Origin of the sequence: Neoroseomonas eburnea, from assembly GCF_018129005.1 — a bacterium.
In the GTDB taxonomy this organism is placed as follows: Bacteria; Pseudomonadota; Alphaproteobacteria; order Acetobacterales; family Acetobacteraceae; genus Neoroseomonas; species Neoroseomonas eburnea.
Window position 1 is genome coordinate 130,098 of the sequence record NZ_JAAEDL010000012.1, and the last position, 18,438, is coordinate 148,535.

Consider the following 18,438-nt stretch of genomic DNA (forward strand, 5'->3'; position numbering starts at 1 on the left):
GGTCACGGCTCCTCCTCCTCGGAGGATGGCCGCCCGTAGCGGTCCAGCAGCGCGACGACCTCCTCGGCGGAGGCGGCGGAGCGCAGGCGCCGCAGCGCCTGCGGTTCCCGCAGCGCCCGGCATGTTTCCGAAAGGGCCGGCAGGAAGCCCTCTGGCTCGGCCTCCGGCCACAGCACGAGGATGGCAAGATCGACCGGCTCCTCGTCGCGCGCCTCGTAGTCGATCGGCCGGCGCAGCCGGGCGAAGAGCATCACCGGCGGCGGATCCCCGGCGAGCCGGGCATGGGGCAGCGCGACGCCCCTGCCGAGGGCGGTCGAGCCGAGCGCCTCGCGATCCTGCAGGGCGCCGAGGATCTCCTCCTCCGGCCGCTCCAGGCGTCGGGCGGCCTCGGCCGCAAGCTGCTGCAGAAGGTTGCGCTTGCTGCTCGCGCTCAGGTCGAGGACGACATCGGCGGCGGTGATGCGGTCCGAGATGCCCATACCTTCCCTCCATGGGGCGCGCGGCCGTGATCCGGCAACGGCACCCCTGCAATCGGTCTCCGGTGGGCCGGAGCAGGCACGCGAGCGACAAGGACGGTTCTCCCCTTTCCCTTGGGTGGGAAGCCGCGTGCCTCACTGTCCCTCTGCGTTGCGCCTACCAACTGCATTACGTTCTTGCAATCCGGGGCGGCGAGATGGCGCCGGATGTGACGCCCCGGCTCCACGGCGTGACGAAGGGTAGCGTGGCAGTCGCGACCGCCCGGCGCCCGCCTTGGCGCCCTTCGGCGGCACGCCGTCGATGAGCGAAGACGTGCGCTGGCGATCAAGAAGGGGTCCGCATCGCCGGTCGGCGCCGCTCCGTGCCGATCGCCGCGCGCGCGATGGTCGCGCAGCAACCTTCCGGCGTTCATCAGGCTGGCAGAGATGGGACGTCGCCGCTCCGTCCCTCGACCGATCGCGCTCCAACGGGTTTGGCGGCACGGAAGGCGAGGAAGGCGGCGCCGAGGGTGGTGACGCGGGATATTCGGCTGTCGAAGCGGGCCATGAGCCTGGCCACCGAACCAAGCCGGGGGAAGTAGATCGCGCCGCGTACAGGCCCAGGCTGCAGACCCGCCTCATGCGCCAGGGCATGCAACTCCCGGCCGGTCCGGAAGTGCCCCTTGCGCCAGAGCGGCGAGCCGAGCCAGGCGCGGATCCGCCGCATGGCCGCCCAGGAGCTCCATTTTCCGAGTTCGCCGATTACCAAGGCGCCGCCTGGGCGCAGCACGCGCGCCACCTCCCGGAAGACGGGGGCCGCGTCGGCGACGAAGCAGAGGATGGTGACCGCGACCACGATGTCGAAATGGCCAGTCGGAAAGGGCAGCGCCTCGGCACCCGCGGGGCGAAAATCGACGGGGACGCCCTCGCTTTCCGCCCGCCGTCCTGCGTCCTCGATCATCGCCGGGGAGGCGTCGATGCCGGTGACGTCGGCGCCGCGCCGGGCAAGCTCGATCGCGAAGTCGCCGTCGCCGCAGCCGAGGTCGAGGATGCGGCGGCCGCGCACATCGCCGAGCAGCTCGAGAATCAGCCGCCGCTCGAGCCGCTCGGCGATCGTGCCCAGATCCGAGGCCCGCCAACGCGCATAGTCGGGCGGGCCGAGCCCCGGAAGGTCGCGGCCAGGTTCAGCCTCCACGGCCGATGCCCCTGCCCGCCGGCGCGACTCAGCGGCGCGCGCCGCCGGCGCGTTCCGCGTCGTCCTCGCGCATCTCGAACCACATCGCGTTCAGCACCGCGAAGGCGGCGGCGAGCGGCAGGCCGAGCAGCCAGGCGAAGTACCACATCGTGTCGTCTCCTCTCGTGCTCAGTAGAAGTGGCCGGCCTCGTTGCGGACCTCCGCCTCCTGCACCTTGCCCCACAGGACGCGGTACACGAAGGCGGTGTAGGCCAGCACGATCGGCAGGAAGATCAGCGTCACGGCCAGCATGATGAACAGCGTCTGGTGGGAGGAGGAACTGTCCCACACCGTCAGGCTGGAGCGCGGGTCGATGGAGGAAGGCAGGATGAAGGGGAACATCGCCACCCCCACCGTCGCGATCACGCCGAGCACGGACAGGCCGGAGGCGATGAGCGGCAGCCCCTCCCACCGCGCCTTCATGCCGAGGAAGGCGACCAGCGCGCCGGCGAAGCCCATCGCCGGCGCCACCAGCAGCCAGGGCCGCGCGGCGTAGTTCGTGAACCAGGCCATGCCGTCCCGCACCACCTCCTTGTGCAGCGGGTTGGACGGGCCGTCGGGGATGATCGGGCTGGTGATGCGGAAGCCGTCGAGGAACAGCCAGAGCGACAGCCCGCCCAGCGCGAACAGCGCGATGGTCGCGAGCGCCGCCAGCGCGCCATAGGCCCGCGCCCGCTCCGCCACCGCGCCGGATGCCTTGAGCGAGAGCCAGGCCCCCCCGTGCATCACCAGCATGGAGACAGACAGCAGCCCGCACAGCAGGGCGAAGGGGTTGAGCAGGCCGAAGAAGGACCCCTCGTAGAAGGCGCGCAGGTCGTCGTCGAAGCGGAAGGGCACGCCCTCCAGCACGTTGCCCACCGCGACGCCGAAGATCAGCGCCGGCACGAAGCCGCCGATGAACAGCGCCCAGTCCCAGGCGGCGCGCCAGCGCGCATCGTCCCGCTTGCTGCGGTACTTGAAGGCGACGGGACGCAGGATCAGCGCCGCCAGCACCACGAACATGGCGAGGTAGAAGCCGGAGAAGGAGACCGCATAGAGCGGCGGCCAGGCGGCGAAGATCGCGCCGCCGCCCAGGATGAACCACACCTGGTTGCCCTCCCAGACCGGCCCGATCGTGTTGATGGCGACGCGCCGCTCGACATCCGTCTTCGCGACGAAGGGCAGCAGCGCGCCGACCCCCATGTCGAAGCCGTCCGTCGCGGCGAAGGCGATCAGCAGCACGCCGAGCAGCACCCACCAGATGAGCCGCAGCGTGCCGTAGTCGATCAGTTCGTGCAGGATCATGGCCGTCACTCCGCCGGCAGGGGGGCGGCGCGCGGCGCCGCGGCGGTGAGCGGGGCGGGCAGCCCGTGGTCGGGCTCCGGTCCCTTGCGGATGGCGCGGATCATCAGCCCCATCTCGATGATGAAGAGCACGCTGTAGAGCGTCACGAAGCCCGCGAGGGTCAGCAGGATCTCGGTGATGCCGAGGCTGGAGACGGCGATCGCGGTCGGCAGCACGCCCTCGATGATCCAGGGCTGGCGGCCGAACTCGGCGACGAACCAGCCGAGCTCCGCGGCGATCCAGGGCAGCGGGATGGACAGCACCGCCACCCACAGCAGCCAGCGCCGGCGGTCCAGCGCCTGCCGCGCCGACAGCCAGAAGAACAGGCCGAGCAGCAGGATGAAGTAGAAGCCGAGGCCGACCATGATGCGGAAGGACCAGAACAGCGGCGCCACCTGCGGCACCGTGCTCCAGGCGGCGGCCTCGATCTGCTCCGCCGTCGCCTGCCGCGGATCGGCGACATGACGGCCGAGCAGATACGCATAGCCGAGGTTTCGGCCATTCGCCTCGAAGGCCTCGCGCACCGCCGGGCTGACGCGGTCGAGGCCACGCGCGGCGCGGATCTGCTGCAGGGCGTCGTAGGCGATGATGCCGCTGCGGATGCGCTCCTGCGCATGGCCCACCAGCTCGCGGATGCCCGGCACCTGGGTGTCGAGCGAACGCGTCGCGATCAGCCCCAGCGCCGCCGGGATCTGCAGCACGTGATGCGTCTCGCGCGCCTGCTGGTCGGGGAAGCCGATCAGGGTGAAGGGCGCGGGGGCGGGCTCGGTTTCCCACATGCCCTCGATCGCCGCGAGCTTCATGCGCTGGTGCTCGGTGGCGAGGTAGCCGCTCTCGTCGCCCAGCACGACGACCGAAAGCGAGGAGAGCAGCCCGAAGGACGCCGCCACCGCCATGGAGCGCTTGGCGAGCGCGACATGGCGCCCCTTCAGCACGTACCAGGCCGAGACGCCGAGCACGAAGATCGCCGCCGTGACGTAGCCGGCGGAGACGGTGTGCACGAACTTCGCCTGCGCGACCGGGTTGAACACCACCTCGTAGAAGTCGGTGATCTCCATCCGCATGGTCGCCGGGTTGAAGGCGGCGCCGACCGGATTCTGCATCCAGCCATTGGCGATCAGGATCCACAGCGCCGAGAAGTTGGAGCCCGCCGCGACCGCCCAGGTGGCCGCGAGGTGCCCGAGCTTCGACATCCGGTCCCAGCCGAAGAAGAACAGGCCGACGAAGGTGGCCTCCAGGAAGAAGGCCATCAGCCCTTCGATCGCCAGCGGCGCGCCGAAGATGTCGCCGACATAGTGGCTGTAGTAGCTCCAGTTCATGCCGAACTGGAACTCCATGGTGATGCCGGTGGCCACGCCGAGCACGAAGTTGATGCCGAACAGCGTGCCCCAGAACTTCGTCATCTGCCGCCAGACGGGACGGTCGGTCATCACATAGACCGTCTCCATGATGGCGAGGATGATGGACAGGCCGAGCGTCAGCGGCACGAACAGGAAGTGGTACATGGCCGTCATCGCGAATTGCAGGCGAGACAGCGAAACGACGTCGAGCTCCATGCGGTTCCTCGCCGGTTGAAAGCCGGCTCCCCAGCGGAGGTTCAGGCGGAGCAGGATGGCACCGACTGACGCATCCGTGCCCGCTCAGTCCGGCCGGAGCGTTTCGAGGGCGATCTTGAAGCCGCCCTCGCCACGGCGCCAGTCAGCGATCAGCCGACCCCGGTCGAATTGCAGAAGGCGGTCGGCGATCATTGCCTCGCGCCTAAGATGCGTGATTGCTAATATACATATCCCGGGCCCGGCGTCCATGACCCAGCTCAAGACGCGGCCGGCGTGCTCCGCATCCAGCCCTTCGGTCGGCTCGTCGAGCAGCCAGAGCGGCGCCCGCCGCAGGATCATCCGCGCGAGACCCAGTCTGCGTCGCTGCCCCGATGACAGGCCCTCGCCACCCTCGCCGAGAGGCGTATCGAGGCCGCGCGGCAGGGCGCGCACATGCCCGGCGAGCTGCACCGCCTCCAGCGCCTGCCAGAGCCGTGCGTCGTCGGCGCCCGGATCGGCCAGCAGCAGGTTGCCGCGCACCGAATCGTGAAAGAGATCCACGCGCTGGCTCAGCACCGCCGAGCGCAACGCCGCGACCTGCCCGGCCTGCGGCGCGACTTCGCCGGTGAGCAGGCCGAGCAGGGTGGACTTGCCTGCGCCGCTCGCGCCGATCACCGCGACGCGTTCGCCGCGCGCCACCGACAGGTCGAGCCCGTCGAACAACGGGCCCGGCGCACCCGGATGGGCGAAGCCGACGCCACGCAGGGACAGCGCCAGCCCCGGCTCCGGCGCGGCGATCGCGGGCACGGCCGGGGGGGCTTCCAGCGCGGGGGAGAGGCGCGCCGCGGCGCGGGCGCTGCGGCCCAGTTCGATCGCGCCGCGCCGCAGCGCCGCGAAGGGCTCGAGCGCCGCGAGCGCCACCAGCATGACCAGCGCCGCCTGCGGGGCGGAGATCGCGTCCTGCCCCGCAAGCCCAGCCGCGGCGAGCGCGGCCCCCGCCAGCAGCAGTGCCGAGGCCGCGCCGAAGCCGAAGCCGGCCGCGGTCTCCATCCGATGCAGCGCGTCCTCCGCCTCGGCGAGCCGCGCCTCGGCCGCCATCACCGCCTCGGCCTGGGCGCCGAGCCGGCCCGCCAACAGCAGCGCCACCTGGCCGCCGACGAGGTCCACGCCGCGGGCGCGCAACGCCTCCAGCGCCGCGGCCCGGCGGCGGGCGGCCCGCTCCGCGGCGCGCGCGAGCCACAGCGGCAGGCCAAGGCCCACGATGATCAGCGCGCCAGCGAGCCCCGCCCCGAGCCGGACATCCAGCAACGCCAACCCCGCCCCGGCGGCGAGCGCGGTGGCCAGCGCCGCGACGCCCGGCAGCAGCAGGCGGAGATAGACCGAATCCAGCGCATCCACGTCGCTGGTCAGGCGGAACAGCAGCCGCGCCGGCCGCGCTGCCAGCGTCCGCGCCGTCTCCGGTGCGGTGTAACCGCGGAACAGCCTTTCCCGCAGCGCGGCGAGCAGGCCGAGGGTGGCGTCGTGCGCCACCACGCGCTCGCCATAGCGCGCCGCGGTGCGTGCCAGCGCCAGGAAACGGATGCCGGCGGAGGGCTGGAACACGTCGAAGGCCAGGGCGCCGGCGGCGGTCAGCCCGGCGAGCGCGGTCGCCGTGATGAACCACCCGGACAGCCCGAGCAGCGCCACGCCGGCGAGCACGGTGAGCGCCGCGAAACCGGCACCGGCGAGCAGCGCGCCGCGCCGTTCGGCGAGGAACAGGCGCAGCACAAGCCCAAGTGGCGCCCAGCGCCTCATGGCAGGCGCACCACGCGGTCCATGCGCGCGGCCAGCACCGGGTCATGGGTGGCGAGCACGAGGGTGCGCCCCTTCGCCGCCTGCAGCAGGGCTTCCGTGGCGTCCGCCGCGGTCGCGCGGTCCAGGTGCGCGGTCGGCTCGTCGGCCAGGATCAGGCTGGCGCCGGCTCCTGCGATCGCGCGGGCGAGGCCGAGGCGCAGGGCCTCCCCGCCCGACAGGCCGGCACCGCCCTCGCCGATCGGGCGATCGGGCGGCAGGCCGGGCAGCAGCGCGGCGCGCGCCGCCTCCGTCCCGGCCCCGGCGCGGCCGAGGGCGATATTGGCGCGCAGGCTGCCGGCGAAGAGGTGGGGCCGCTGCCCCAGCCAGGCGATGCGCGCCCGCAGCGCGGCGGCGGTGCCGGGCGCCATCGCCTGCCCGCCGATGGCGATGCGGCCGGCCTCGGGCAGTGCGAGCCCGGCGAGCAGGGCGAGCAGCGTGGATTTTCCGCCGCCGGATTCGGCGAACAGCGCGACGTGCTCGCCGGGCGCGACCGTCAGGCTGAAGCCATTGAAGACCGCCGTCGCGGTGCCGGGGTAGCGGAAGACGAGGTCATCCACCTCCAGACCCGGCGGCGGCGGATGTTCGCCCAGCGGCGGCACGGCAGCGACGGGCGCGAGGGACCGCGCGCCGTCCGGCACCGCGGCCCGTTCCGGAATGGCGGGCATCGAGCAGCCGGCGCAGCCGAGTTGCGCGGACAGCCCCGCGTCCAGCGCATCGGGCAACACCACGGCGGGCGGCGCCGCCAGCCCGGCCAGGGCACCGAGCGCGGCTTCCCCCGCCGCGCGGTCGTGCCAGGCGGCGGCGAGGTCGCGCAGCGGTTCGAAGAAGGCGGGTGCCAGCAGCAGCACGAACAGCGCCGGGCCGAGGCCGAGCGTGCCGCCCCAGGCCCCGAAGGGCAGCGCGCCGAGTAGGTGGAAGCCGACATAGACCGCGACCATCGCGACGCCCAGCGCGGCAAACAGTTCCAGCACCGCCGAGGAGAGGAAGGCGATGCGCAGCACCGCCATGCTGCGATGGCGCAGGCCCTCGGCGGCGGCGCGCAGCCTGGCGGCGGTGGCATCGACCGCATCGAAGGCGCGGATGGTCGAAAGGCCGCGCAGCCGGTCGAGCAGCAGCGCGTTCATGCCGCCGATCTCGAGCATCTGCGCCTCGCTCGCCTCCTGCGCGCGCAGGCCGATCAGGGCCATGAAGATCGGGATGAGCGGCGCGGCGAACAGCAGCACCAGCGCCGCCGCCCAGGATTGCGTCAGCACCGCGAGCAGCAGCACGGGCGGCACGATGGCGGTGCGCAGCCGCGCGGTGCGGAAGCGCAGCAGGTAGGGCAGCACCGCCTCGGCCTGTTCGGCGAGGGCCGCCGCCGCCGCGCCGGAGGACGGCCGCCCGGCATCGAGCGGCGAGCGCGCGGCGAGCACGGCCACGGCCTCGGCGCGCAGGCGCGTCAGCGCGCCACGCGCGGCGCGGAAGGCGATCCGCGCGCCGAGCGCATCGAGCCCCGCCCGCGCGAGGCCGAGCAGCAGGATCGCGCCGGCGGGCAGCAGCGCATCGCCCACCCCGCCGCCGGCCGCGAGCGACCCGACGATGCCGGCGAGCAGCGCCGCCTGCGGCAGCCACAGAAGGGCGGCGGCCGACTGGATCAGTCCGGCGTGGCGAAGCGGGGCGGCTGCATCCCGGAGGGCGACATGCGGCTTGGGAAGCGGCGTCCTCGGCATCGGCGGGTGTGTAGCGCCCCCTCCAGTCGCGGCATAGGCGTAGGCAGACCGGGCGTGGCGCCACCCGCGACAGCCTGGACCCCGTTGCTTCCGGCGGGGCGGCGCCGCATCGCGCTTCGTTCGCGTCGACACGGGGCGCGAACCTCCGTTGGCTTGCCCCCGCCGCCCGCGGCGACGTGCTGCGAATGGGAGGGCCGGATGCGCCTGCGCCGCCGCGACGCCGCGCATGTTGCACGTTGCGCTGTCCCTGCTGGCGAAGCCGGACATCCTTCGCGATCATTCGGAACTGTCATGCCTGCGAGAGGAGCCGCGCCATGAAGATGATCGGGTTGTCGGGAAGCCTGCGAGGAGCCTCGCTGAACACCGCCCTGCTGCGCGCCGCCGCGCGGTCGATGCCGGATGGCGCAACGCTCGAAGTCGAGACGATCCACGGCATCCCGCTCTACGATGGCGATCTCGAGGCTGCCGAGGGCATTCCCGCCAGGGTCGCAGAGCTTAAGGAGCGGATCGCCGCGGCCGATGCCCTGCTGCTGGTGACGCCCGAGTACAACAACTCGATCCCTGGGGCGTTCAAGAACGCCATCGACTGGCTGTCGCGCCCGCCGGCGGATATCCGGCGGGTCTTCGGCGCCAGGCCCGTGGCGCTGATCGGCGCCTCGCCGGGCGGCTTCGGGACCATCCTCGCGCAGAACGCCTGGCTGCCCGTGCTGCGGACGCTCGGCATGGATCTGTGGGCGGGCGGCAGGCTGATGCTGTCCCGCGCGCAGGGAGTCTTCGGCGCGGACGGCGCGCTCACCGACGCCACCGCCGAGAAGCAGCTCCGTGCCTTCCTGCAGGGCTTTGTCGCCTTCGTGGCGTCCCGGCCGCGCTGATCACGGGCGCGGCGGAGCTGACGGGCCGGGCGAGGTTGCGGCGCGGCGCGCGCCACCGACGGAACCGGCCGCGGCAGGCCCCCGCGCGCGCCTACGCCTGCGCCAGGAAATCGCGCAGCAGCGCCACCGTCTCGGCCGCCTTCTCCTGCTGGACCCAATGCCCGGCACCGGGGACAAGGTGCGTGCCGCGCCAGTCGGCGCAGGCCTCGGTCTCCATCTTCCGCAGCGCGCCGGGCGCCTGCTGCACGCCCCAGTCCTGGCTGCCGGCGATGAAGCAGGCCGGTACCTCGATGCGCCGGCCGGCGAAGGCCTCCATCTCCATGTTCGTGCCGGCGAAGCGGGTGCGGTACCAGTTGAGCCCGCCCTGGAAGCCACTGCGCCCGTACTCCTGCGCATAGACGGCGAGTTCCTCCTCCGTGAGCCAGGGACACGCCGCGACCTGCTGCGGCGTCGGCATCGCATGCGCCACCGTCTGCGGCATCGTCTCCGCGATATCCATCACGTAGTAGGTCGGAAGCTTCGCCAGTTCCTCCGCCGTCCAGCCCTTCAGCGGGAAGACGTCGTTGCCCGTCCAGTCGCCGCTCTTGTGGTGGTAGTAGGCGCGGATGAAGGCGGGCAGCCCCTGCGGCGCCGCCATCAGGTCGCCGTTCGCCGCGCGCGTCGCGTAGTACCAATGGTAGTGCTTGCGCGGCCGCGGCAGCGCGGCGAGATCCTTCGCGATGTCCGACACCGGCGCCCTTTGCGCCGCGCCGATCGCCGGCGGGCCGGCGAAGGGCGCGCTCATCAGCGCGACGCGGCGGAACACGTCGGGCCGCACCAGGGCGCAATGCGCCGCGACGGGCGAGCCGAAATCATGGCCGATCACCGCATGCAGCCGGGCGATGCCGAGCGCGACGAGCAAGGCGAGCTGGTCGCGGATCAGGTTGAGCAGCGCGAAGGGCCTGAGGTCCGCGTCATAGGCGTCGTTCCAGCCCGTGGTGCGGCCGTAGCCGCGCTGGTCGGGGGCGATGACGTGGAACCCCGCCTCGGCCAGCGGCAGCATGACCCTGCGCCAGGAATAGGCGAGTTCCGGGAAGCCGTGCAGCAGCAGCACGGCGGGGCGGCCGGCCTCGCCGGCCTCCAGCACATGCATCGTCAGCCCGTTGATGCCCTCGACCATCCGCGATCGGATGCCGGCAGGCAGCGTGGCGTGGCGCAGCGGTTCCATGGCGTGTCCTTCCCGTCCCGCACCATCCGGCCCGCGAAGCGCGGCGGGATCAAGACCCTCTGCGTTCGGTGCGCCTGTCCCACGTGGCTCCGGCGCGCCTGGCGCCGCTCGCCTCCGGGCGGCCGGTTTGACGCCCGCGCCGCCGGCGCCGAACCTGCGCGCCATGCGGGATGGAATCGCCTGGTCGAATGACCTGCTCACCCTCGCCGCGCGCTTCGGTGACCGCGTCGCGGTCACCGACGGCGTCGCGACGCTGTCCTATCAATCGCTCGCCGCGCGCGCCCATGCGCTTGGGCACAGGCTGCGGGTGGCGGGGCTCGCCCCCGGCGCGCCGGTGGCCTCGCTGGTGCCGAACGGCTGCGACGCGCCCTGGGTCAGCGCCGGCATCACCCTCGCCGGCGCCGCGGAGGTGCCGGTCAACGCGGCCTCCACCGATGCGGAACTCGGCTGGTTCGCCGAGCTGACCGGCTTCCACCGCATCCTCGCGCCGCAGGCGCAGGCCGCGCGCCTCGCCGCCCTCGGCTTCGAGCCCTGGCCGATCGAGGCCATCACGCCCGACCCCTCGCCCGCCGCGCTGCCGCCCGTCCCGGCGGAGGCCTGGGGCCGCATCCTCTTCACTTCCGGCACCACCGGCCGGCCCAAGGGCATCGTGCACACCCATGGCGGGCGCTGGACGGCGCACCTGCTGCAGCGGGCCGTGCTGCCCTTCTCCCCCGGCGCGGGCGACCGCGTGCTGCTGATGACGCCCTTCGTCCATGGCGCCTCCCTCATCGCCGCGGCCTGGCTCGAGCAGGGCGGGGAGGTGGTGCTGCAGGAGGGCGTGCGCGCAGAGCGCGTGGGTCCGATCCTGGAAGCCGGTCCGGCCGCCATCTTCGCCCCGCCCACCGTGCTCGCGAAGCTGCTCACGCTGTTCCCCGGCCGGCGCTTCGAAGGCGTGCGCTGCATCTTCACCGGCACCGCGACGCTGTCCCGCGAGCTCTGGCGCCGCGCGGCCGAAGCCTTCGGCCCGGTGGTGCGCGTCACCTACGGCATGAGCGAGTGCTTCAACCCCATCACCGTGCTGGAAGCGCCCGATGTCGCGGCCGCGATGGCCGAGGCGGAGGACGGTCTCGGCGCCAATCTCGGCTGGCCGGCGCCGGGGGTCGAGATCGCCATCCGTGCCGAGGACGGCACGCCCCTGCCGACCGGCGAGCCCGGCGAGATCCACCTGCGCGCCCGCCACATGGCGGCCGGCACCATCACCGCGGCCGGCGTGGCGCTGCGCCCGCCGGGCGGTTGGCATCGTACGGGGGATCTCGGGGCGATCGATGCGCGCGGGCGGCTTCGCCTCTCCGGCCGGGCGGCGGATGTGATGAAGTCCGGCGGCTACCGCATCCATCCCGGCGAGATCGAAGCCGTGCTGGACGGCGCCGCGGGTGAGCGGGCGCTTTGCGTACTCGGCATCCCCTCGGATTACTGGGGGGAGGTGATCGTTGCGGTCGCCGAGGCCCCGCCGGAGGGCTGGGTGGCCGAGGCCGAGGCGCGCGTCGCGACGCTGGCGCGCCACAAGCGCCCGCGCGCCTGGCTCACCCTGCCGGAGCTGCCGCGCAACGCCCAGGGCAAGGTGGTCCGCGCCCGGGTGCGGGAGGCCGTCCTCGCCGCTCACGCGCTCGAGGACGGGCCGCATCCGAAGCTTGTTGCGCGGGCGCCGCAGTAGCCTGCCGGAGCGCTGCGCGGGGCGTCATCGCGCTTGCCCCCGCGCGCGTCCGGCGGAATGATCCGCCCCGACGCAATTCCGGGGGAATAGGCATGTTTTCGAGACGTCTGCTGGCCGGCGCGGCGCTGCTCGCGGTGGTCGGCACCGGCGGTGTGGCGGCGCAGAACTACAATCTGCGCCCGTCCTTCGGCACGGTGAACCTGCGCTTCAACTTCGCACCCGACCCCTTCGTCGTGAACGTGACGGCGGGCGGCACGATCCCGGCCGAACGCATCGGCGGTCCCGGCTGTGTCGGCTCCATCGCGCAGCCGCCCGATGTGCGGCTGAACTACCAGGCGGGTGGCGGGCTGCCGCTCTACCTCGCCGCGCAGTCGCGCTACGACGTCACGCTGGTGGTGAACCTGCCCAATGGGCAGTGGGTGTGCAATGACGACCTCATCGGCACCAACCCCGGCCTGATCTTCCCCCAGCCGATGTCCGGCCAGTACGATATCTGGATCGGCCACTACGATCGCGGCCGCGGCGTGCCGACGCAGCTGCTGATCTCCGAAGTGCCGCCGCGCTGAGGCGCCCGTGGGGCCGGGACGGACCGGCCCCGCGCGGCGACGCCGCCGCTCCGGGCGGACACCGGGCACCGACCCTTGCGGCAAGCCGCGCGGCATGCTGAGTCGCGGCAAGGGCGGTGCGCCAACGGTGCCGCCGTGGGGAAGGAATGTCCTGATGCGGAAGGCTCTCAGCCTCGCGCTTGCACTTGCCGCCTGCTGCCTGCCCGGCCTCGCCGCGGCGCAGTCCCAGGCGCCCTGGCCCAACCGTCCGATCCGCCTGGTGATCCCCTGGCCGCCAGGCCAGGCGACCGATCTCGCCGGCCGCGTCATGGCGCAGCACCTGCAGGAACGCCTGGGCGTGGCGGTGGTGCCGGAGAACCGCGCCGGCGCCGGCGGCACCATCGGCACCGACGCCGTCGCGAAGGCGGCGCCGGATGGCTACACCATCCTGGCCGCCTCCTCCGGTCCGGTGACCATCGCGCCGCTGCTGCAGCGCGTGCCCTTCGACCCGGAGCGCGACCTGGCGCCGGTCGCGATGATCGGCATCTCGCCCTACCTGCTGGTGGTGAAGCCGGACTTCCCCGCGCGCACCACACAGGAGTTCATCGCGCTGCTGCGCGCCCGGCCGGGGCAGTATGCGTTCGGATCCTCCGGCACGGCGGCGACCGCGCACCTGATCGCCGAGGCCTTCAACGCCCGTGCCCGGGTGGAAGCGCTGCACGTGCCGTTCCCGGGCAGCGCGCCTTCCATGACGGCGCTGATCGGCGGACAGATCCAATACAGCATCGAGACGCTGGCGGCGACCAACCCGCTGGTCCGGCAGGGCAACCTGCGCGCGCTCGGCATCTCGCTCGCCTCCGGCAGTTCCCTGGCGCCGGGCGTGCAGCCCTTTGCGCAGGTGCCTGGCATGGAGGGATTCGACGCCGGCGCCTGGCTCGGGATCATGGTGCCGACGGGCACGCCGCGCCCGATCATCGAACGCCTGGCCGCCGAGGTCGCGAACGGCGTCGCCGCGCCCGCCGTGCGCAGCCGCATCGAGAGCATCAGCGTGGAGCCCGTGGCACGTGGCACGGATGATTTCGCCACCTACCTGCGCGGCCAGCGCGAGCTGTTCCAGGGCATCATCCGCAGCGCCAATATCCGGGTCGACTGAAGCGGCTTGCGTTTGCGCCAGTTCGCGGCAAGCGCTCCGGCGGCCTTCCGCGAGCATGCTCGTCCGATCGGGCGGGGACGCCGGATCGGGAACCGCCCCGACGCGGATCGCTCAAGGCGGGGCGCCGGTGCCTGCTGCGCGAGGGTGCGCGGAAAGGAAGACCTTCCGCGCGGCCGGTTTACGGACCCGCAGCCTGCCCGCGGCCGGGCGCGAAACCGGGACGTTGAAACCGGCCGGCAGAAGGCTGGCCGTGATCACCCCGGCGGCGCCAGGCCCCGCCCGGCGGCCAATCCCGTCGCGCCGCCAATCCCCATGGCCCGCCTGGCAAAGAACCGCTTGAGCCCCGGCAGCCGGTCCACCGCGGCGATGCCCAGGCGGCGCGCCAGGCGCACCGGCGGCAGGCGACAGGTGAAGAGCCGCTCCAGCGCATGGGTCGCGCCCAGCATCACCAGGCTGTCGGGGCGCCTTGCCGCCTGGTAGCGAGCCAGCACCTGCGGGGCGCCGGGGTCCTCGCCGGCCTTCACCGCCGCGATCACCTGCTCCGCCAGGGCGGCGACATCGCGGAAGCCGAGATTCAGCCCCTGCCCCGCGATGGGATGGATGCCATGTGCCGCATCCCCCACCAGCGCCAGCCGCTCCGCCGTGTAGCGGGCCGCATGCATCGCTGTCAGGGGATAGGACCAGCGCCGCCCGATCGGCCGGACGCCGCCGAGGTGGTCCCCGAGCCGCGCCGCGATCTGCCGGCCATAGGCGGCATCCTCCATCGCCAGCGCCGCCCTGGCGATCGCCGCGCGCTCGGTCCAGACGATCGCGCTCACATGGGGATGGCCCGGGATGCCGTTCATGGGCAATTGCGCGAAGGGACCGTGCGGCAGGAACTGCTCGATCGCGATGTTGTGGTGCGGCCTGTCATGGGCGATAGCGCCGACGATCCCGAGGCAATGGTAGTCGAGCCGCGCGGCGGGGATGCCCGCCTGCCGGCGCAGCGGAGAATTCCGTCCTTCCGCCCCCACCACGAGGCGCGCGCGGATCTCCTCGCCGGTGGACAGGCCGAGCACCACGCCGTCCGGCCCGCGCGCGACCTCCGCCCGGGCCGGCGCGAAGACGGCGAGATTCGGCAGATGCGGCAGGCCGGCATTCAGCGCGACCCGAAGCGAGCGGGCCTCGACCATCCAGCCGAAGGGTTCCTCCCCCAGATCCGCGTGGTCGAAATGCAGCGAGAGCGGCGAGGCCGCCTCCCCCGGCCGACCATCGGCGACGCGGATGCCGAGGATCGGGCATGGCGCCTCGGGCAGCCTGTCCCACACCCCCGCCGAGGCGAGCAGCCGCTGCGAGGTCAGCGCGATGGCATAGGCTCGCCCGTCGAAGGCCGGCAGTTCCATGGGCGGCAGCGGCGCGGCGTCGACCGCGGCGACGCGCAGCCCTGCGGCCGCGAGCGACGCGGCCAGGGTGGCGCCGACCGGGCCGGCACCGACAACGCAGATATCGACCTCGATGGGCGTGCTCATTCCCGCAATCTAGGCGCGTAAGCTCACAGCGCCAGCCTGCCCACAAAGAAGCCGTTTGCCCATGAATTAGCCAGCACTAACGCGCCGGTTGCGGACTCCCGCGCCGCACCGCGCCCGCATGCTCTGGCACGCCTCTTGGAAGTGCATTCGACCAGTCCGCCCCAGAGAGGAACAGTACGGGCCATGAAACTGGTGATGGCTGTCATCAAGCCCTTCAAGCTCGACGAGGTGCGCGAGGCGCTCACCCCGCTCGGCGTCCAGGGGCTGACGGTGACCGAGGTGAAGGGGTTCGGCCGGCAGAAGGGCCAGACCGAAATCTACCGCGGTGCCGAGTACCATGTGAGCTTCCTGCCCAAGGTGAAGATCGAGGTCACCGTCCCCGACGAGCTCGCGGACGCGGTGGTCGAGGCGATCGCCACGACAGCGCGCACCGGCAAGATCGGCGACGGCAAGATCTTCGTCCTCGATGTGGAGCGCGCGCTGCGCATCCGCACGGGCGAGACCGACGGCTCGGCCCTGTGAGGCAGCGTCCCATGATCGGAAAGGAAGAATCGACAGTGAAGCGCATGCTCGCGCGCTGCGGCCTGGCCGCGGCCACCCTGATGCTGGCGGCGGCCCCGGCGCTGGCGGACGATCCCAAGGTGGACACCGGCGACGCCGCCTGGATGCTGACCTCGACGGCCCTGGTGCTGATGATGACGGTGCCGGGCGTGGCGCTCTTCTACGCGGGCATGGTCCGCAAGAAGAACGTTCTCGCCACCATGATGCAGTCCTTCTTCATCACGGCGCTGGTCACGGTGCTGTGGATGGTGGCGGGCTACTCGATCGCCTTCGGCGAGGGCGGCGCCTACTACGGCGACATGTCGCGCCTGCTGCTTTCGGGCATCACCGAGAGCTGGGACAAGCCCTTCACGCTCGGCACGGGCGATTCGGCGGTGGCCTTTACCATCCCCGAATCCGTCTTCCTGATGTTCCAGATGACCTTCGCGATCATCACCGCCGCGCTGATCACCGGCGCCATCGCGGACCGCATGAAGTTCTCGGCGCTGGTGCTGTTCATCACGCTGTGGACGCTGCTGGTCTACTCGCCGATCGCGCACTGGGTCTGGCATCCGAACGGCTGGCTCTTCGCCCTCGGCGCGCTCGACTTCGCGGGCGGCACGGTGGTGCACATCAACGCCGGCGTGGCCGGCCTGGTGGCGGCGCTCGTCCTCGGCAAGCGCATCGGCTACGGCACCGAGAACATGTCGCCGTTCAACCTCGGGCTCGCCGTGATCGGCGCCTCCCTGCTGTGGGTGGGCTGGTTCGGCTTCAACGCCGGCTCGGCAGGCTCCTCGGGCGGCGGCCGCGCGGGCATGGCCATGCTGGTGACGCAGATCGCGGCCGGCGGCGCCGTGCTCTCCTGGACCTTCGCGGAATGGATAATCAAGGGGAAGCCCTCCGTGCTCGGTGCCATTTCCGGCGCGGTGGCGGGTCTGGTCGCCATCACCCCGGCGGCGGGCTTCGTGCTGCCGGGCTCGGCACTGATCATCGGCGTGGTGGCGGGCCTCGCCGGCCTGTGGGGCGCGACGGCGCTCAAGCATGCGCTCGGCTATGACGACAGCCTGGACGCCTTCGGCGTGCACGGCATCTGCGGCATCGTCGGGGCGCTGCTGGTGGGCTTCCTGGCCTACGGGCCGCTCTCGGCGACCACGGCGGCGCCGGATGGCTCGGGCGGCAGCATGGAGCAGTTCATCAAGCAGGCTTACGCGGTCGGCGCGACGCTGATCTTCACCGCGGTCGGCACCTTCATCCTGCTCAAGGTGGTCGATGTCATCATCGGCCTGCGCGTGAGCGAGGAGGAGGAGCGCGAGGGCCTCGACGTGACCCTGCACGGGGAACGACTCAACTGATCTGCCGGATACGGCGGGGGACGGCGACGGGCGCGGGGGGCAACCTCCGCGCCCGCTGCTTCTGGAGGCGCTGCCCGATCAGGCCGCCGGAACGGAACGACGCGGCGGGTCCGGCACCTCGCGCACCGAAGGCGGCACGCCGGCCGGGCCGGCATCAGCCGCGCAGCAGGTTGCCCTTCCGCGCGAGATAGTCGCGCACCGCCACATCCGTCATCCGCGCGGCCAGGAGGTACCACTCCTTGTCCTCGCGCCGTCGCTCGATCCACTTCCCCGCGACATCCTTCAGGTCCTCGACGATCGACAGCGCCTCCCCCAGCACCGGCACGTAGTGCAGGGGCTTCGCGACCCAGCCCGCGACCTCGAAGGCGTCCTCCACGCGCTCGGCCGAGGCCGCGCTCCGGTGGCTCTCCTGCATGGCGCGCAGCAGGGCGACCTGGCCTTCCTCGGCATGGGCGGCCGCAATCGCCTCCCGCACCCTTGCCGCGTAGCGGTTCACTGCCTTGTCGCGGCGTATGGCCATCAGCGATTCGGCATCCGGCGGCGCGAAGTTCAGCAGGCCGGCGGCGAAATCGTCGCCCTGCAGGACCTGGCCGCGCAACTGCGGGAGATCGAACGGAAGGGGAACCCGCTGCGCCTCGAGGACGCGCACCACGTCCTGCAGCAAGGCCAGGTCGTCCTCGGCCAGGACGAGGAAGGCCCCGCCTTCCTGCGCCGCGCGGATCTGCAGGAAGAGGCGGCACAGGAAGTGATGGCTGATCCCTTCCTTGCAGGCGTCGAGATGCTCCTCGATCTGCGCGCGCGCCTCCGCGTCGAACTGGCTCAGATCCAGGTAGCGCAGGTTGTCGGTCGAGGCCGGTGAGAGCTGGCCGGAGCGGAGCAGGAAGCGGGAGAGCAGGTCCGCACCGTCATCCCATTCCCGGCCACCCCAGTCCGTGTGCACGAGGCCGAGCGCCAGGCCGCTGAGCGCGCCCGGCTCGCCGCTGCCCGAGAAGCCCCAGTCGATGGATGGCACCAGCGTCTCGTTCGCGAGCGCGACGAAGGTGGCGGTACGGTCGAAATAGGCCTTCGGGAGCTTCCGGTTGAGACAGACGTAGTAGCGGTGCGTGGTGCCGTTCCGCTGCGGATAGACGGCAGCGTCGAAGCTCCGGACGAGCGCCGTCTCGAAGCGGCCGCCGAGGATGATCCGCATGCTGGCCCCGCCATGCCGAACACGGCGGAGCATAGGCGGCGATACAGGCTGCCTGCACCATCGGAATGGTCGTCGCGCGGCAGCTTGAGGCAGCGGTGCTGCGTTGCCGCGACCGTCACATGCGCGTGACGGCGCCGAACCGCGCCGGGAACCAGCCATCGGCAGGGCGCGGCGCCATCGGCGGGCGGCATGCGCCGGGGTCTTGCCGGAACTGCCGGCAGCCATCGCGCGCGCACGGCTCCGAAGGCGCGAAAAAGGCCGGGCGCCCTGCGGCACCCGGCCCTTTT

16 protein-coding genes are annotated in these 18,438 nt (G+C 72.4%); 6 read left to right on the forward strand and 10 right to left on the reverse strand.

All coding sequences use genetic code 11. The features are described 5' to 3' along the window. Positions 1-2: 2 nt before the first annotated feature. The 7 genes from GXW74_RS13885 to cydD all read right to left on the reverse strand — a co-directional run bounded on the left by GXW74_RS13885 (position 3) and on the right by cydD (position 8,089). Positions 3-479, reverse strand: coding sequence for a PTS sugar transporter subunit IIA (locus GXW74_RS13885; protein WP_211847110.1), 477 nt, complete (start codon positions 477-479; stop codon positions 3-5). A gap of 409 nt (positions 480-888) precedes the next feature. Further along, positions 889-1,650: a class I SAM-dependent methyltransferase gene (locus GXW74_RS13890; protein ID WP_211847111.1), complete on the reverse strand. Its 762-nt coding sequence runs from the start codon at positions 1,648-1,650 to the stop codon at positions 889-891. A 28-nt stretch (positions 1,651-1,678) separates the two neighbouring features. After that, entirely contained in the window at positions 1,679-1,798 is a 120-nt protein-coding gene (cydX, locus tag GXW74_RS13895; protein ID WP_211847112.1) for a cytochrome bd-I oxidase subunit CydX, read from the reverse strand. 20 nt (positions 1,799-1,818) lie between these two features. After that, positions 1,819-2,973 (reverse strand): cytochrome d ubiquinol oxidase subunit II, encoded by a 1,155-nt coding sequence (gene cydB, locus GXW74_RS13900; RefSeq protein WP_211847113.1) that lies wholly within the window; start codon positions 2,971-2,973, stop codon positions 1,819-1,821. A gap of 5 nt (positions 2,974-2,978) precedes the next feature. Continuing rightward, a complete protein-coding gene (locus GXW74_RS13905) occupies positions 2,979-4,568 on the reverse strand; it encodes a cytochrome ubiquinol oxidase subunit I (RefSeq protein ID WP_211847114.1) in 1,590 nt (529 codons plus the stop codon). Positions 4,569-4,652: 84 nt separating this feature from the next. Next, positions 4,653-6,341 carry an amino acid ABC transporter ATP-binding/permease protein gene (locus tag GXW74_RS13910; protein WP_211847115.1) on the reverse strand — a complete coding sequence of 563 codons (1,689 nt, stop codon included), beginning with the start codon at positions 6,339-6,341 and terminating at the stop codon, positions 4,653-4,655. Further along, positions 6,338-8,089: a thiol reductant ABC exporter subunit CydD gene (cydD, locus tag GXW74_RS13915; protein WP_211847116.1), complete on the reverse strand. Its 1,752-nt coding sequence runs from the start codon at positions 8,087-8,089 to the stop codon at positions 6,338-6,340. Before cydD ends, GXW74_RS13910 begins: the two co-directional genes overlap by 4 nt. Before the next feature lie 314 nt (positions 8,090-8,403). On the opposite strand from cydD, the gene GXW74_RS13920 reads away from it, so the two are divergent. Continuing rightward, the gene (locus tag GXW74_RS13920; RefSeq protein WP_211847117.1) at positions 8,404-8,961 is read left to right on the forward strand and encodes an NADPH-dependent FMN reductase; all 558 of its coding nucleotides are present in this window, start codon (positions 8,404-8,406) and stop codon (positions 8,959-8,961) included. A gap of 91 nt (positions 8,962-9,052) precedes the next feature. Here GXW74_RS13920 and GXW74_RS13925 read toward each other — a convergent pair whose 3' ends face one another. Next, positions 9,053-10,168 carry an alpha/beta fold hydrolase gene (locus tag GXW74_RS13925; RefSeq protein WP_272877282.1) on the reverse strand — a complete coding sequence of 372 codons (1,116 nt, stop codon included), beginning with the start codon at positions 10,166-10,168 and terminating at the stop codon, positions 9,053-9,055. Between the two features lie 127 nt (positions 10,169-10,295). Here GXW74_RS13925 and GXW74_RS13930 point away from each other — a divergent pair, with 127 nt between their 5' ends. The 3 genes from GXW74_RS13930 (at position 10,296) to GXW74_RS13940 (ending at position 13,562) form a co-directional block, all read left to right on the forward strand. Beyond that, complete coding sequence (locus GXW74_RS13930; RefSeq protein ID WP_211847118.1) at positions 10,296-11,864, forward strand: class I adenylate-forming enzyme family protein; 1,569 nt, start codon at positions 10,296-10,298, stop codon at positions 11,862-11,864. A 92-nt stretch (positions 11,865-11,956) separates the two neighbouring features. Continuing rightward, positions 11,957-12,430 carry a peptidase S1 gene (locus GXW74_RS13935; protein ID WP_211847119.1) on the forward strand — a complete coding sequence of 158 codons (474 nt, stop codon included), beginning with the start codon at positions 11,957-11,959 and terminating at the stop codon, positions 12,428-12,430. 154 nt (positions 12,431-12,584) lie between these two features. Further along, the gene (locus tag GXW74_RS13940) at positions 12,585-13,562 is read left to right on the forward strand and encodes a Bug family tripartite tricarboxylate transporter substrate binding protein (RefSeq protein WP_211847120.1); all 978 of its coding nucleotides are present in this window, start codon (positions 12,585-12,587) and stop codon (positions 13,560-13,562) included. 254 nt (positions 13,563-13,816) lie between these two features. On the opposite strand, the gene GXW74_RS13945 is transcribed toward GXW74_RS13940, so the two are convergent. Beyond that, positions 13,817-15,070 carry a UbiH/UbiF/VisC/COQ6 family ubiquinone biosynthesis hydroxylase gene (locus tag GXW74_RS13945; protein ID WP_211847121.1) on the reverse strand — a complete coding sequence of 418 codons (1,254 nt, stop codon included), beginning with the start codon at positions 15,068-15,070 and terminating at the stop codon, positions 13,817-13,819. 183 nt (positions 15,071-15,253) lie between these two features. On the opposite strand from GXW74_RS13945, the gene GXW74_RS13950 reads away from it, so the two are divergent. Both GXW74_RS13950 and GXW74_RS13955 read left to right on the forward strand, forming a co-directional pair. Beyond that, the gene (locus GXW74_RS13950) at positions 15,254-15,592 is read left to right on the forward strand and encodes a P-II family nitrogen regulator (RefSeq protein WP_137125843.1); all 339 of its coding nucleotides are present in this window, start codon (positions 15,254-15,256) and stop codon (positions 15,590-15,592) included. Between the two features lie 11 nt (positions 15,593-15,603). Then, complete coding sequence (locus tag GXW74_RS13955) at positions 15,604-16,962, forward strand: ammonium transporter (protein ID WP_408903875.1); 1,359 nt, start codon at positions 15,604-15,606, stop codon at positions 16,960-16,962. Between the two features lie 154 nt (positions 16,963-17,116). Here GXW74_RS13955 and GXW74_RS13960 read toward each other — a convergent pair whose 3' ends face one another. Next, a complete protein-coding gene (locus tag GXW74_RS13960; RefSeq protein WP_211847122.1) occupies positions 17,117-18,151 on the reverse strand; it encodes a hypothetical protein in 1,035 nt (344 codons plus the stop codon). Between the last annotated feature and the right edge of the window lie 287 nt (positions 18,152-18,438).

Bases quoted from the DNA above. Each gene is read 5' to 3' on its own strand.
- GXW74_RS13960 (WP_211847122.1), bottom strand. From the start codon at position 18,151: ATGCGGATCATCCTCGGCGGCCGCTTCGAGACGGCGCTCGTCCGGAGC.
- cydD (WP_211847116.1), bottom strand. From the start codon at position 8,089: ATGCCGAGGACGCCGCTTCCCAAGCCGCATGTCGCCCTCCGGGATGCA.
- cydB (WP_211847113.1), bottom strand. From the start codon at position 2,973: ATGATCCTGCACGAACTGATCGACTACGGCACGCTGCGGCTCATCTGG.
- GXW74_RS13885 (WP_211847110.1), bottom strand. From the start codon at position 479: ATGGGCATCTCGGACCGCATCACCGCCGCCGATGTCGTCCTCGACCTG.
- GXW74_RS13955 (WP_408903875.1), top strand. From the start codon at position 15,604: ATGATCGGAAAGGAAGAATCGACAGTGAAGCGCATGCTCGCGCGCTGC.
- GXW74_RS13940 (WP_211847120.1), top strand. From the start codon at position 12,585: ATGCGGAAGGCTCTCAGCCTCGCGCTTGCACTTGCCGCCTGCTGCCTG.
- GXW74_RS13950 (WP_137125843.1), top strand. From the start codon at position 15,254: ATGAAACTGGTGATGGCTGTCATCAAGCCCTTCAAGCTCGACGAGGTG.
- GXW74_RS13935 (WP_211847119.1), top strand. From the start codon at position 11,957: ATGTTTTCGAGACGTCTGCTGGCCGGCGCGGCGCTGCTCGCGGTGGTC.
- cydX (WP_211847112.1), bottom strand. From the start codon at position 1,798: ATGTGGTACTTCGCCTGGCTGCTCGGCCTGCCGCTCGCCGCCGCCTTC.
- GXW74_RS13905 (WP_211847114.1), bottom strand. From the start codon at position 4,568: ATGGAGCTCGACGTCGTTTCGCTGTCTCGCCTGCAATTCGCGATGACG.
- GXW74_RS13945 (WP_211847121.1), bottom strand. From the start codon at position 15,070: ATGAGCACGCCCATCGAGGTCGATATCTGCGTTGTCGGTGCCGGCCCG.
- GXW74_RS13925 (WP_272877282.1), bottom strand. From the start codon at position 10,168: ATGGAACCGCTGCGCCACGCCACGCTGCCTGCCGGCATCCGATCGCGG.
- GXW74_RS13920 (WP_211847117.1), top strand. From the start codon at position 8,404: ATGAAGATGATCGGGTTGTCGGGAAGCCTGCGAGGAGCCTCGCTGAAC.
- GXW74_RS13910 (WP_211847115.1), bottom strand. From the start codon at position 6,341: ATGAGGCGCTGGGCGCCACTTGGGCTTGTGCTGCGCCTGTTCCTCGCC.